Annotated in this window: 14 protein-coding genes; 12 read left to right on the forward strand and 2 right to left on the reverse strand. The window is 35.5% G+C overall.

Annotation, left to right across the window (positions count from 1 at the left end):
* The first annotated feature begins 53 nt into the window (after window positions 1–53).
* The 12 genes from CLU97_RS02265 (at window position 54) to CLU97_RS02320 (ending at window position 13,679) form a co-directional block, all read left to right on the forward strand.
* Complete coding sequence (locus tag CLU97_RS02265; protein WP_121486506.1) at window positions 54–374, forward strand: hypothetical protein; 321 nt, start codon at window positions 54–56, stop codon at window positions 372–374.
* A 53-nt stretch (window positions 375–427) separates the two neighbouring features.
* A complete protein-coding gene (locus CLU97_RS02270) occupies window positions 428–790 on the forward strand; it encodes a leucine-rich repeat protein (RefSeq protein WP_183084502.1) in 363 nt (120 codons plus the stop codon).
* Between the two features lie 11 nt (window positions 791–801).
* Window positions 802–1,431, forward strand: coding sequence for a leucine-rich repeat domain-containing protein (locus CLU97_RS02275; protein WP_121486508.1), 630 nt, complete (start codon window positions 802–804; stop codon window positions 1,429–1,431).
* A gap of 11 nt (window positions 1,432–1,442) precedes the next feature.
* A complete protein-coding gene (locus CLU97_RS02280; protein WP_121486509.1) occupies window positions 1,443–2,078 on the forward strand; it encodes a leucine-rich repeat domain-containing protein in 636 nt (211 codons plus the stop codon).
* 10 nt (window positions 2,079–2,088) lie between these two features.
* A complete protein-coding gene (locus CLU97_RS02285) occupies window positions 2,089–2,847 on the forward strand; it encodes a leucine-rich repeat domain-containing protein (protein WP_121486510.1) in 759 nt (252 codons plus the stop codon).
* A gap of 12 nt (window positions 2,848–2,859) precedes the next feature.
* Window positions 2,860–4,905: a hypothetical protein gene (locus CLU97_RS02290; protein ID WP_121486511.1), complete on the forward strand. Its 2,046-nt coding sequence runs from the start codon at window positions 2,860–2,862 to the stop codon at window positions 4,903–4,905.
* Between the two features lie 53 nt (window positions 4,906–4,958).
* On the forward strand, window positions 4,959–8,744 hold the full coding sequence (locus tag CLU97_RS02295) for a hypothetical protein (protein ID WP_121486512.1): 3,786 nt from the start codon (window positions 4,959–4,961) through the stop codon (window positions 8,742–8,744).
* A 73-nt stretch (window positions 8,745–8,817) separates the two neighbouring features.
* Window positions 8,818–10,986: a hypothetical protein gene (locus CLU97_RS02300; RefSeq protein WP_121486513.1), complete on the forward strand. Its 2,169-nt coding sequence runs from the start codon at window positions 8,818–8,820 to the stop codon at window positions 10,984–10,986.
* A gap of 2 nt (window positions 10,987–10,988) precedes the next feature.
* Complete coding sequence (locus tag CLU97_RS02305) at window positions 10,989–11,543, forward strand: hypothetical protein (RefSeq protein ID WP_121486514.1); 555 nt, start codon at window positions 10,989–10,991, stop codon at window positions 11,541–11,543.
* Between the two features lie 111 nt (window positions 11,544–11,654).
* Complete coding sequence (locus CLU97_RS02310) at window positions 11,655–12,575, forward strand: helix-turn-helix transcriptional regulator (RefSeq protein WP_121486515.1); 921 nt, start codon at window positions 11,655–11,657, stop codon at window positions 12,573–12,575.
* Window positions 12,576–12,628: 53 nt separating this feature from the next.
* On the forward strand, window positions 12,629–13,246 hold the full coding sequence (locus CLU97_RS02315; protein WP_228437472.1) for a hypothetical protein: 618 nt from the start codon (window positions 12,629–12,631) through the stop codon (window positions 13,244–13,246).
* 1 nt (window position 13,247) lies between these two features.
* Entirely contained in the window at window positions 13,248–13,679 is a 432-nt protein-coding gene (locus tag CLU97_RS02320) for a nucleoside deaminase (RefSeq protein WP_121486516.1), read from the forward strand.
* 93 nt (window positions 13,680–13,772) lie between these two features.
* On the opposite strand, the gene CLU97_RS02325 is transcribed toward CLU97_RS02320, so the two are convergent.
* The gene (locus tag CLU97_RS02325; RefSeq protein ID WP_121486517.1) at window positions 13,773–14,300 is read right to left on the reverse strand and encodes a GNAT family N-acetyltransferase; all 528 of its coding nucleotides are present in this window, start codon (window positions 14,298–14,300) and stop codon (window positions 13,773–13,775) included.
* Between the two features lie 70 nt (window positions 14,301–14,370).
* A complete protein-coding gene (locus CLU97_RS02330) occupies window positions 14,371–15,129 on the reverse strand; it encodes a type III pantothenate kinase (RefSeq protein ID WP_121486518.1) in 759 nt (252 codons plus the stop codon).
* Between the last annotated feature and the right edge of the window lie 58 nt (window positions 15,130–15,187).

The following is a 15,187-nucleotide window of genomic DNA, read 5'->3' on the forward strand; positions in this document are numbered from 1 at the left end:
TAGTCTCAACACCTTTGAATTCACCATTCACAAAATGCTGGACAGCCAGAACTATGTCTGAAAATATAGTAAAAGTGGCATCCTCCACTAAAAAAGGATACAACAATCAATTTATTAACCAACAAATCACACAAAGTTTTATGAAAACAAAAGAAGAATTAAGACTCTATTTCGAAAATGGAGATATCCCAAAGCAGGAAGACTTTTGGGAATGGCAGAACTCTTATTGGCATAAGAGTGAAAAGTTACCCAACAGTTCTCTCGAGCTAATAACTTATGAAGAATTTTTACCTTCTCCTACAGACAATACAGAGATTATGGGAATAGGAAAAAGAATTGTATTTCCTGAAGGGATCAAAGTTATTGGGGTATAGCTGGAGGACCAGGTTTTCTGTATCAGGCAGCAGCAAAAAATATTATTACACAAGTGACTCTTCCAAGTACTTTGGAAAGAATAAAAGCTAATGCATTTGGTAACCAATTCATAACCGGAACTTTAAAAATACCCGGATCATGCAAAATAATTGAAGCATCGGCATTCTCCGGTTCAAATTCCAGAGTATCTGAACTCATCTTAGAAAATGGTATTGAAGCTATTGACAATTATGCTTTTCAACTTGCTGGAGCGACAACAATTACAGATTTATACATTCCAAAGTCCGTAAAATCTGTAGGGCAAGGTGCTTTCAATATCCCTTCCTTAAAGAAGGTTTCTGTAAAACAGGGTTTAGATATCAGTAATGCTGGTATTCCGGTGACAGCAACGATCTTATACTATGCAGACATCTAATAATTAACAATATGAAAACAAAAGAAGAATTAAAGCTCTATTTTGAAAATGGAGATATCCCAAAACAGGAAGACTTTTGGGAATGGCAGAACTCTTACTGGCATAAGGATGAAAAATTACCCAACAGTTCTCTTGAAGTATCTGTATATGAAGAGTTCATCTTTTCTCCAACAGATAATACGGAAATCATCGGGTCTGACACCGTTATGGCTTTTCCTGAAGGAGTAAAAGTCATTGGAGGATTTTCCTATCTACTTCCGCTCAAACGTACATCAAAAATTATCTTTCCAAAATCTCTAGAAAGAATAAAAAACAGAGCGTTTAGTGGACAATATCTGAAAGGAACGTTAACAATTCCCGGATCATGTAAAATAGTGGAAGCATTTGCTTTTTCAAGTACTGCTGCCAACTTATCAAAATTAGTATTAGAAAACGGTATAGAAACTATTGAAGAAGCAGCTTTTCAATTGACTACCAGCAAGGACTTAACAGATCTTTATATTCCTAAATCTGTAAAGTCCGTAGGACAAAACGCATTCAACATCCCTGCTTTGAAAACAGTTTCTGTCAAGCAAGGTTTAGACATCAGTAATGCCGGTATTCCAGCCACAGCTACCATCTTATACTATACAGACATCTAACAATTAATAACATGAAAACAAAAGAAGAATTAAAACTCTATTTTGAAAATGGAGATATCCCAAAACAGGAAGATTTTTGGGAATGGCAGAACTCATACTGGCATAAAGACGAGAAAATTACCCAAAATTCTATTGAAAGCGTTGAAAAGGTAATACCATTTTTTACGAATGACAATGAACTTCTTGGTTCAGCATTGGTAATTACCATTCCATCTAACACAAAAAAAATCATTAATGGTGCTTATATCTTTTCAGGAATGTCTTACCAGATTGTGAAAGTAAATTTCAATGAGGGACTTGAAGTAATTGGTCCTTCTGCTTTTAATCAGCAAAACATTAAAAGCGTCCGAACACCCTCAACCCTTAAGATTATTGAAAACAATGCTTTTGGCCAACAAGCCAATATGACTAATGGATCTGATTCAATAGAAGAAATTATTTTAAATGAAGGTTTAATTAGTATTGGAGATTATGCTTTTAACTGCCCCAGAGCAACGGTTATAGAAACTTTATATATCCCAGATTCAGTAAAAACGGTGGGGCAAAGTTCATTTTCTCTTCCTTCTCTTAAGAGTGTTTCAGCACCTGCAGGATTAGATCTAAGTAAGGCAGGCATTCCGTCAACAGCTACAATCACCTATAGATAAATTTAACAACATGAAAACAAAAGAAGAATTAAAGCTCTATTTTGAAAATGGAGATGTCCCCAGACAGGAAGACTTTTGGGAATGGCAGAACTCATACTGGCATAAGGATGAGAAAATTTCTACACAAAAGGTTTCAGGACTGGAGAATGGTACATATAATATCATTTACGCTGAAATGGATAAAGATAAAAATGCCTCAATGGAATTTTTTCTAAAAAGAAAAGTAATTGTACCACCGGGAACTTTAAGGATTCCCCAATATTTTACAATGGGCATAATGATAACAGATATACAAATACCTGACGGTATCGTAAGTATTGGAGAAAATGCTTTTTTAAGCTCACAACTTACTTCCATTACGATCCCTAATACCGTTACTGAAATTCAGAAGCTTGCATTTGCAAGTAATAAACTCACCTCGCTCCGACTTCCTGAAAATCTATCTGCAATTGGTTACGGCGCATTTTCAGGTAATGAAATTTCAGATTTGTTGCTCCCAAAGAAACTTAAAGTCATTGAAGAAGCTTTATTCAGCTCCAATAAACTTACTTCTGTAATCATTCCTGATGACGTTACTGAAATTAAAAATTATGCTTTCGGAAATAACCTTATTACATCTGTACATATTCCACAAAATGTTCTCAATATTGAGTCGGGGGCATTTTCAGGCAACAAACTAACAGAGGTTGTATTAGGAGAAAACACCAAATATCACATGTATTCTTTTGATCCTGAAGTTCAGGTAACCGGAGGGCAACTTATTAATTAAAATTTTAACAAAATGAAAACAAAACAGGAATTAAAAAAATATTTCGAAAACGGAGATATTCCAAAGCAGGAAGAATTTTGGGAATGGCAGGAGTCATACTGGCATAAAGACGAAAAACTTCCTTTAGAAAAAGTAGATTATGACTTTTCTAAAAAAGCAGATGTAAATGCATCCAACTTAAGCCCGCAAGATGCCCAACTATGGAAAAGTAAAATTGAAACCCCTACATCCATCCAGGCTCCTCAACTCAATGGAAATATTTTAACTGTATTTTATACAGGAGAAAATGGTGTTCAACAAAGTAAATCTGTGGATTTAGGAACTTTAGTCACCAATAATATTCATATTGACAGAGCTGAGTATGATGCCGCTCAGAACATCATCACCATTACTCAGAATGACGGATCTGCATTTCATATTAATCTTTCGGAATTCAGTATTATTCCTACTTCCAATGCTGACGGAAGCCTGACATTAGCTCAGGAAGGTCAGGAGAAAGTAATTTTGAAAAAAGTAGCACTTACGGGCAGCTATAATGATCTCTCTGATAAACCATCATTTAGTGGAAATGATAATTTGCAGAATGTTATTGACAGAGGTAATGGAACAAATAACCCTATCATCTTCCAACCAGGCGAAGGCAGAGCGGGTGAAATCAATTTCAGTTCCAAAACCTATTCTTTATGGTTTGGAAACATGAATACAGACCATACCGGAACCTACGGAGTTGGAATTGGATATAATACTTTACCAAAATTAACAACCGGGCAAAGTGATATTGCTATCGGAGGTTTTGCCGGAGCTAATGTAACAACTGGAGACTGGAACACTTTTGTAGGTGTAAACAGTGGTTCTCTTTTAACAACCGGAAGTTATAACGTAATGGTTGGAACTGAAGCTGGTAAAAATTCAACAACAGCTCTAGGATGTACTTACGTGGGAGATGAAGCGGGTGTTAAAAACATTGATGGTAAGTACAATACCACATTAGGAATAGGTGCCGGATACTGGCTGACTCATGGGGTTCAGAATACGTTTCTTGGAGCTTTTGCTGGTCAGAATTACGGAAAAGTGACTACTTCCGGTGCATGGGGTTCCAATACATTTATCGGATATAATGCTGCTTCAACCACTCATGCAATGGGGGTCTGGGGAGATAACAATGTCGTTATTGGCTGTAACGCTCCATTAGGAGGTTCCACATTCAATAAGTTGGTTATTGAATCCAATCCGGTAGCAAGACGTCATGATTTCGTTACACCATTAATTGGAGGAGACTTCGCCGCAAGAACACTGGATTTTGATGCTGTAGTTTCAGCAAAAAGAACTCCTTTGGCAGACAGTTCTTATACAAAAGTAGCAGTGATGAATGACGGTAATGTATTTGGATATAAAAATATATCAGACTTTACCGATTTTGTTCCGCTTGTGGGAACGGAATCTACTAAACCTATCAAAGGGGATCTTGTCTTTGATAATACAAATGGAAATAGGGAATTAAAAGGAGCTGCGTATGGATCATACATTTCCTTCCTTGATGACGGAGTAGTTGAAATCAATAATAAATACAATGCAGGCAGTAATGTAAGAATCTCTGGAATTGACTTTGTGGGAACATCATATGGCTCTTCGGGAATGATTGGATCTTTCTATTATGGAGATTCATATCAGGAAAATTCTTTTATTCAAAAGAAATATGCAGACAAACAGCATTCTTATACTACGAAAGAAGAAAAAACGGGAGGAATTTGGATCAACAATAAACCAGTTTATAAAAAGACATTATTCCTTGATCAGATTCCAAGAACAGGAGAACTTCCGATTGACAAAATTTTTGAAGATGTTGAAGTGATTGTCTCCAATCAGATGTTTACAGAATGGTATGCAATAGATGTAGCATTTGCAGGAAACCAATGGATGACGAAAGCTTTCATTACACTTGAAAACAAAAAAGTAAGATTTGAACTGGCAGGAGTTCTAGATTATGATTACTCTCTGATCAATTCATTTGCTCTAACACTTGAATACACCAAAAAAAATGACAGTCCTGTATACTAACAGCTCAGCAATTAAGAAAAAACTAAACACACAACAAAAACAAAATATTAAAAATGGCAACAAACGAAACAAATAATAGCGCACCACAAACCTTATTCAGATTTGTAAGCTTAAGAAACCCTGAATTAACAGAAACTAAAAAAGTTAATCTTGGATTCATTCACAGACCGTCACAGCTTACAACCTCTTTTGATACAGCAATTAACCCGGCAAGTACAGCTTTAGAAAAATTCCAGGCATTGGAACGAGCTGCAAAATCTTTCAATCCGGTTGGCTATCAAAGCGAAATTGAAATTGAAGGTGGCCCTCTTTCCGAAGCGCTAAAAATCGGAAGAAAAATTGCAAAAAAAGAAGTAATTTCTGTAGCAGATGAAATTACAGCTAAAAATTTATATAATAGCAACGCTATCCAATCCAAAATGGGTGAGGTTTGGGATAATCTTATTTATCAGACTGTTACCCAGGAGAATTTCTATGTAAAAGAAGCATTAGTTCATATTTTAAGAGCACTTCACTTTGGATATGTTGCTGATTTACCTTCCACACCGGAACTAGTAAAAATCAATGGTGAAGATCTCAAAGCCAAAGCATTGGAAGCAAGAGTTGTTTTACCAATGAAGCTTTTTGGAGATGGATATGAAGGAGAAGGTACTCCATCAAACCCTTCAGGAAATGCTTTTCAGGTGAATATCTCTAAAATTGGAGAAGGAATTATCAATGGTACTGCACCCCTTTCATTTTCAGTACAGCAGCAATTAAAAGCAGAAGGAGAAAGAATCTCAGAACTTTCTTATCTTACTTTTGAGAAAGATGGCCTGTTACAGCTAAGAGCTGAATTGGAAGCCACTCAGAAGTTATTCTATACATTAAGAGCAAAAGCATATGATGCCGCTTACAGACAATACATGGATACCCATCAGGCAGATATTGAGAGATACAATACCTTGCAGGAAAGTGTTAAAGCCCAAATTGCAAAAGGAGGTTTAACGCAGGAACAGATTGATGCTCTATACGCTTCATTGGAAGCCTTAAAAGTTCCGCCATTCAAGTTTGAATATAAAAATGAAATTAATTTCGGAGATCTGAAAGAAAAACTTTCACTGGACTCTTTCAAATTATTTGTCAATATTTTCACAAAAGTAACAAGCGAAGAAAAGCCTGAAACCGGGTTGGATTTCTCAACAATTACCATATTGAGTGACAGAAAACTACAGTTAGGAACTATTGAAGTTTCCATTACTGACGAGTTTGATACTTTCCCGGAAATTTTTGAAAAACTGGATGAAGAAACCACTTCAACAGTTCAGTCTTTATTCCAGAAATCACCAGCTCCAGAGCAGACGTATGCAAGTGTAGGAGGAGTATTGGTACCCGTTGTTTCTTCTTACAGCGCTTCATCCAGAGTTGTTCCAAGATCATACTATCTGAAAACATCATATGAGCCCATCTATTCGAGAATGCCGGCTACAGCCACCTTCTATTATCAGGCTGAAAGCAATGCCTGGGGAGCTGCTTCTGTAAGAATTAACGCCAGCACAGATTTTGGAATGTTTGAAGAAAGCTTCTCCAATATTGAAGTGGTAGACGGAAAAGTGGCATTACCGCTGTTCTTGGTTGATAAATTTGGTAAGTTCATCAGATCTATGGACATCAAAGTTTATTTTAATAACGGAAAAGAAGCTTCATTAAGCCTTTCTGAAATTGAAATCAACAGAACTTTCACAGGAATCCTATATACCGAAGAAACAAAAGATGAAACTGAAAATCCATCTGAAGGAAACGGCGGTTACAAACCAGGAACATTCATTCCTAAACATTTTGGAGTAAAAAGACTGGGTATTGCAGATTATTTAAAAGTTGTTCAGACAACGCACGCCTATGTTCCGGGTGAGGTAACTCATATCGAAAACATTATGGCGAAAGAGTTTAAGCAAAAATCAACCCGTAGGTTGAGAAGAAGTGAAATTCAAACCACAACTTCCAAGTCAACGGAAAGAGAAACGCTAAGTGATACTACAACTACAACCAGAAATGACATGCAGTCTGAAGTTGCGAACGTTATCCAGCAGGATATCAATACAGAAGCACATTTCAGATATGGAGGCATGGGTAAATCTTTCGAAGTGGGAGGAAGCTTTGCCGCCAGAAACTCTAAAGAAAACAGTACCAGACAGGCTATTTCGAAATCTCAGGAAATTACAGAAAAAGCTACGGAAAGAATCCTTACCAAAGTAGCCGAAGAAAGAATTGAAAAAATCATTGAAGAGTTTGAAGAAAACAATGCTCATGGTTTTGATAACAGAAACGGTAATAAACATGTAGTGGGAGTTTACAGATGGGTAGATAAGAAAATGAAAAACCAGATCTTCAATTATGGTAAACGTACTATGTTTGAATTCATGGTTCCTGAACCGGCAAGACTTCACACTCTGGCAACAGCCGCTTCGAAATCTGATACATTAACGCCACCTTTAGATCCGAGAACAGTTACCGGAGAATGGAATATGCCAAGCGCCCAAAAAGCGACTCAGCTGCAAATTGAATACTGGGCAAATTATTATAATGTAAAACTTACAGAGCAGCCGAAATCCCCTATCAATCTTATTCTTGGAAAACAATGGGAAAAAGTAGACGGAAACGGAGAATTCAGACACAGACAAATTGATATCCCTGATAACTATGAAGCAAGTGCTGTAAAAATGTTCTATGGGTTCGAAAGAGATTCTAGAGGTAAAAGTGTTTTATACAGCAGCAATTTTGCAGGAGGTACAGTAGCTTTAGAAAACTGGAATCCTTCTATTGACAGTACAGCTTACTTTACACCACAAAACGTAACCGGTTCTTATGATTTCGTTTACAGATGTGAAAATATCGACTCTGTCAACATCGCATTCGAAATTACCTGTAAACTTTCTGCAGCGTACATGTCATCATGGTTCTTAGAAAACTTTACAGCCATTATCAAAGCTTACGATGAAGCTTATGCCATCTTCTTGGAGAAAAAAGCAGAAATAGAGAAAAAAGCGAAGGAAGAGGAAGAACAGAATAAAGAAAAGCTTAACTCAAGCAACTTTTACCGTAACATGGAATCTGTTATCCTGAAACATAACTGTATTGCTTATCTATTACAGGATTATGCTTCACTGGGGAAAAACTTTACCAACGGAGCAGAAAGAATGCAGGATTTCAGTATTGTATTAGGTGAAGATCTGGAACAATACACGGCATTGGCAAAATTCATGGAACAAGCCTTTGAATGGAGCATTATGGATTATACCTTCTATCCTTACTATTGGGGAGATAAAGCAAAATGGCAGGATATGTATCTGTCTCAAAGTACAGATCCTTTGTTCAGAAACTTCCTTCAGGCAGGTATGGCCAGAGTAATTGTAACCGTTAAACCAGGATTCGAAGATGCTGTACAATTCTTCATGTCTACCGGAAGAATCTGGAACGGAGGTGAAGTACCTGTAATCGGAGATCCAATGTACTTGAGTATTGTTGACGAAATGCGTGAACCTGTAGGAATAAAACAAGGAAAAGCATGGATCACTGTACTTCCTACTTCTCTGAATATCTTACAGGAAGACTCAGCCGGATTAAAGACATCCACAGCATTACCATTTACAAAGGAAAACCCTGAAGATTTCGAAGTTCCTTCAGATGTAGTTATAGAAACTGAATTTTCTATTGTTGACTCTAAATTAAATTCAGGAGACGATAAGTTTGTAGATAAAATCGAGCTTAACAACGGATTCCTTGAGCTGACAACAGATGATAATCCTAAAGAAGTTATTGCTTCATTACCATTATCTGAATTAAAGCAGGCATTGCAATAATTCTGTTGAATCATACTTCATGAGGCAGAGTATTTTACTCTGCCTTTTTTATTAATCTTTAAAATTATTAAAAATGAAAAACACAGAATATAAAGATGTATTTGATGTTGGTGAAGAAGCATGGTCGATGGATAATAAATTTTCATTTCCTTCAATGCAAAATGCTTTTACCATAGGTGAAAATATCCGAGGGATGAATAATGTAAGCCCACTGGCAACGGTAAAGCTTTTCAATCAATCAACTGAAGATATACTTAAAAAATATTATCCGGATGGAAATATCTCCGCCAATGGCAATACCAATATTATAGAAGATATAAATATTACTGTTAAAAATAAATATAAATTCAGCACCTATAATTATTATTTTGACAATAACAGGAACTCAAAATATGGAGATGAAGGAGATCTTCTGGCTTTTAAATTATTATTATTTGTTTCAAATGATGGAAATAAGGTTAGAGAATGTTATGAAATTGTACAGCCCAAAGATGATGAAGTCATTTTATTCCTGGAAAGTGATTCAGGAGAGTTAAGCAAAGATGTTTTATTTGGTAAAATGTCTGCAAAAGTCCGAAAACAATTTACTGATGATCAGGGTAATCTTAAAAGTAATCTCTTCGATAATGAGATTATGAAAGCTGTATTAAAAAATACAGATAGTGTAAATCAGGAAATTGTAGAAGAATTAATGAAGAATGGCTACATCAAAGAAAGTAAAATAAAAAGCGGATTCTTTAGCCTTTTAAGATATGTTATGTTGGGAGTTTCCGCTCCTGCCAAAGCATTAGGCTGGGTATTAAAGAAACTTGGAGAAGGTGTCGACTTTTTAAAAATTTCAGATAATTTCTGGGATACAGAGATTGAAGGTTATTTTTTCAAAAAAGATAAGTTAACAGAAGCATTTACAATTCCAACAGAAAAATTAAAATATTTACGCAATCTTTTCACCGATAAAAAAGGATTCGATCTTGCTGATCTTACTCCAAAATTTTTAGATGATTTGATTATCGATCAGCTAGATAGCATTGAAAAATTTATAATCAAATATAATACCTATGTAAAACAACAAATAGAAAAATTCTTCGAACCATCTGACTCACTAGCAGGGTCTTTAAAAGAGAATTTGACTGAAAACATTGCTTTACTTTGTGGAATATGGAACGGCTTGGTAGACTTTGTTGCTTCTACTCTTAAATTCTTTGGAGGTTTATTAGAAGCACCTTTTGACATTAGCAAAGATTTTCAACATACTTTAGAAATGATTGATAATTTCTGGGATATGCTGGATATGACACTATTTGAAAATCTATGGGAAGCCATAAAAGAAGGTGTAAAAAAAATCAAAGAATATCTTACCAGTAAAGACGGTAATGATTTGAATTGGGTTAGAATTAATTATGCGGCAGGTTTTACCATTTCATTTATAGGTACGTTTTTTATCCCGATAGCAGATATAGCAAAAGTATCTGAAGTTGGAAAAATGGGAGAGATCCTTGCAAAAATTAATTCTGAAATTGGAAAAACAATCTCTCAAACTACTAAATTTGTAAAAATCCAAACTGCTGAAGCTTATCAAAAAGTAAGCAAAGCCCTAGAAGATCTCATACTTCTGATTAAAGAAGGAGGAAAGAAATTACAGGATTTTGTAAATAACCTTTGGAAAAAAATCGCAGATTGGTTTTCAAATAATAAAAAGCTACTTCTTTATGAAGGTGCAGGGAACGAGATCAGAAGTACCTTAGCAAAAGTAGTGGATATAGCGTCTGATATTGCACCTTTGAAAATATCACAGTATGAAAAACAAATTTTTGATTTACCTACTGAATGGGCTGGAATGATAACGAAGGAAGGAGAAATAATTAATAATATAACTAGCAATAGCAGAAAAGCAGTTGATCTTATTGCTAAATATGGAAAAAAACTACAAGGAGCAATAGTAACTCATAACCATCCTAGAGGCAATAGTTTAAGTACAAGTGATATTAGGATGTTCATGTTTGAGGGAATTAAAGAGTTAAGAGCAGTCGCCGGAACAGATGGTAGTGTATTTGCACTAAGGAATATCGGTGAAAAATTAACAATTTCCGAAATTGCAACTATTCAAAAAAATATTGTAAAAGCACTTCAACCAAGTGGTGCCGGAATTAAAGATAATGCCTTAGATGTTGCTGATGCCTATATTAAAGAACTTATGAAACATGAAGGACGTTTTGAATATATTCATTATAAAAAATTATAATTATGATAACAGATAAAGATTTAGAAATTTTATTTTATACTACTCCTGAAAAGTACAGATTAACTGCACTTGATCAGGAAATACATGATCCTAATACATTGGAAAATATGAATAAAGAAGAACATTTGGAAGAATTGCTATTACAATGTTCTTTAAATGATTTACTGGCAACCATTGTCAAAGTATTCAAAAACAAATATGCTAATCCACTGCCTATCTGGACAGGAATTGTAGATTATGACATGAAAACAAAAAAAGAATCATCTAAAAGAAAAGATATCAAAAAAATACAATTTGATTTTAAAGATGGAGTAAAAACTGACTTCGGAGGAAATACTGAATATTTGGATAACTTATTTATGGAGTTTCAAACGCCTTCTCAGGTTTTCAAAGATATGGTAAAAACTAATTTGCAAGGAAAGTCATTTACAGAAAATGAACAGAGTGATAAAACAACTTTCGTTATTTCCAATAGTCCTATTTCAAAGATAGAAGTTACTCCTACTTCATTCCATATGTTCATAAATAAGAGTTCTTTCATAGATTACGGGCAATAAGTTTATAATAAAAAAATAAAACACGACACGTTTTGTCGCTTTAACCGCATATATTTGTCTTATAAAACCTTACCATGAAACGCAGCACTGCTGCACCCTAAAAAAAGAGAAATGAAGAAAGATTTTTATCTGACAAGATATGCCTTAATTATAAAAAGATTAGAAAGTTCTCCAGCTACTTATTCCCAGCTGGAGCACTATCTTTTGAATTCTTTTGAATTCCAGGATGCCGATATCAAAAGTTATTCTATCCGTACCCTGCAGAGAGATATCCGCGAGATTTCTGATCTCTTCAATCTTTCCATCCACAACAAGAAAAAAGGAGACAATCGATACTATATTGAGAGCCGTCCCATTATGGAAGTGGATGAGTACAATCAAAAATTACTGGAATCTTTCCAGGTGAGTAACGCAATGAATACCCACCCCGACTTTTCAGATTTCATCTTTTTCGAAAGCCGTAAACCAACCGGTGTGGAGCACTTCTATGACCTGTTCTTTGCCATCCGAAATAAAAGAGTGGTGAGCTTTGAACACTACAACTACAAAAACAAACTGATGACTTCCAGAAAAGTTCATCCTTTAGCTCTGAAAGAATCCAAAGACCGATGGTATCTTATTGCCATTGATACAAAAGATAAAGTTTTAAAATCTTTCGGGCTGGATAGAATCAATTATTTGGATGTATCCAAAAATCAGTTCAGAGAGAAGTACAAATACAACTTCAGAGAGCATTTCAAAAATGCATTCGGAGTGATGAATCTGGCAGAACAGAAACCACAGAATATTGTTTTAAAATGCAGCCGTCATCAGGGAGAATATATCAGAAGTTTTCCTCTTCATCAATCTCAGAAAGAAACCAAGGAAACTCCGGAAGAAATATATTTTGAGTTCTTCCTCCACCCTACTTACGACTTTATGCAGGAAATTCTTTCTTTCGGGAAAGAAGTTACCGTTCTGGAACCGAAAGGTTTAGTTGATGACATTCGCAATCATTTACAGGAATCTTTGAACCGTTATCTGGAGAGTTAACAATAAACAATACAATTCATATTTTTCGTTATATTTACATAAATATACCCTTATTGAAAACTCTATTCATTGTTATAAGCTGTTTTATTTCTTCCTTTTTGCTGTCTCAGCAGAAAGAAGAATTCAGGCTTGTAAAAAATTATTACAACCAGCACAGAACGATGCTGAATAAAGAGTTCAAGAAAAAATTTGATGCAGAATCCAATACTGTAAAAAAGACTGAAATAAAAGGAGATTTTCTTTTTTTCATGAAAAAAATGGACAGTATTGAAAATAATGCATTGATTGGCGCTTTATTAAAGGTTAGAAACCTGGAAGACCTTCAAACCATCAAAAATCCTAAGCAGAGCTTATCTCAAAAATTTTCGAGTGCGGAAAAGGCTGCAGATTATCCTGGTGGAATCAATTCTTTACGACAGGAAGTGGCCAATCTGCTATATATTGACGGAGTATATTCTGAAGAAAAAACGGTAAAAACAGATGTTGCATTTATTGTACAAAAAGACGGAACTGTGAGCAATGTTCATGCACAAGGAGATAATTTCACATTCAACCGACAGGCAGAGATTGCCCTTTACTCATTGGCAGAAAAATTTTCTCCCGCCATGATAAAAGGCGATCCCATATGCTACAGTTTCAAGCTACCATTAACTTTAACGATGACGGATTAAAATGTTTACTGACGAATATTATATGAAAATGGCGCTGCAGGAAGCAGAAGTCGCTTTAGAAAAAGATGAGGTTCCTATTGGATGTGTGGTGGTTACTAACAACCGTATTATCGCAAGAGCCCATAACCTCACCGAAACGTTGAACGATGTTACTGCCCATGCTGAAATGCAGGCCATCACCTCAGCCGCCAATTTCCTTGGAGGAAAATATTTAAAAAACTGTACACTTTACGTAACTATGGAGCCCTGTGTAATGTGTTCCGGTGCACTCTCCTGGTCTCAGATTTCAAAAGTGGTGATTGGGGCCAGGGATGAACAAAGAGGATTTATCAACAAGCATCTTTCCTTACATCCTAAAACCGAAATCATTACAGGAGTTATGGAAGCAGAATGTTCTTCTATCGTAAAAGATTTTTTTAAAAGTAAGAGATAGTCTTTTAATCATCAAATAAAAAATCGGAGAATATTAGAAAATATTCTCCGATTTTATTTTATAAAGTCAGGAATGATTAATATTCCTTAAAGATCAGTCTTTAAAAATTGAATATCTCACGATGTCAAAATATTCTCCGTCTTTCTTCATTTCCTGTTTTAGGACAGCTTCCTGCTCCATTCCTATTTTCTCCATAATTCTTCCTGAAGCCGGATTATGAAGAAAATGAGTGGCAAAAATTTTATTGAACTCCAGTTTTTTAAATCCAAAATCTACAATCGCTTTTGCAGCTTCGGTTACCAGTCCTTTATTCCAGTAAGGAACTCCTATCCAGTATCCCAGTTCTGCTTTATCATCATCCCTGTCACTCAGACCAATTCCCCCCATAATCTGCCCTTCTTTATTACGGATCGCAAATATATATCCTGTATGATTCTCAAAAGCTTCTTTTGACATTTTCAACCAGGATCTGGCATCATCTTCTACATATGGGAAAGGAATATTGGACGTAAGATCAGAGAAAATCCTATGCTGAAGATACTCTACAATAAAAGGGATGTCCTTTTCTTCCAGTTCTGAAAGAATCAATCTTTCGGTTTGTATGATTGGAAATTTTTCCATGATATTCAATAAGGTTGAGGGTAAGATTAAAGCATTAGCAGGACTTAACCTCAACTTTAATCATATTAATTTATAAATCTTTTCCAAGAAAATAAAGACCTTTCAGGGTATGAAGCCTGTCCATCACATGAATTTTATCCGTAAGAGGTTTGTAAACATGAGAAACACCTCCTGTTGCCACCACAAAACAGTCATCATTCACTTCCTCATTAATACGGGCTACAAAACCTTCTACCATTCCAAGAAAGCCATATACCATACCACTTTGCATACAGGTTACCGTATCCAGGCCCAAAACAGATTTTGGTTTCTTCAGTTCAATATCCGGAAGCTGTGCTGTCTGGTTAATTAATGAATTCAGAGAGGTAACAATTCCCGGAGCAATAATTACTCCTAAAGTCTCCCCTGTTTCTGCTACACAACTTGCTGTAAGAGCGGTTCCAAAATCAATAACAATCTTTTTCTTACCAGGATACAGATTATGTGCCGCCACAAGGTTGGCATAGATATCTGTTCCCATCTGTTTGGATTTTGCCTGAACTGCGGAAGGAGTGGATCTATCTACAATTACAGGAGTCGTCCCATGAATTTTTTTGATCCCGGAGCTCATTACCTTCGTAAGCTGAGGTACTACGGAGCCTATGATAACCTTATCAATTTCTTTAGGATCAATTTTATAGGTTTGATATAACATTAGCATCTGTACATAAAGTTCATCTGCTGTTCTGTAAGGTTTTGTGTTGATTACCCAAGAAATATCACAATTATCACCATTGAAAAGACCAAATCTGATATTGCTGTTTCCTACATTTATTACAATTGAATTCATTGACATATTTTTCAGGAGAAATTCATTAGATGCAATTGAAGTTCCCGCTTAATTTTGA

The sequence above is a fragment of the Chryseobacterium sp. 7 genome (genome assembly GCF_003663845.1).
In the GTDB taxonomy this organism is placed as follows: Bacteria; Bacteroidota; Bacteroidia; order Flavobacteriales; family Weeksellaceae; genus Chryseobacterium.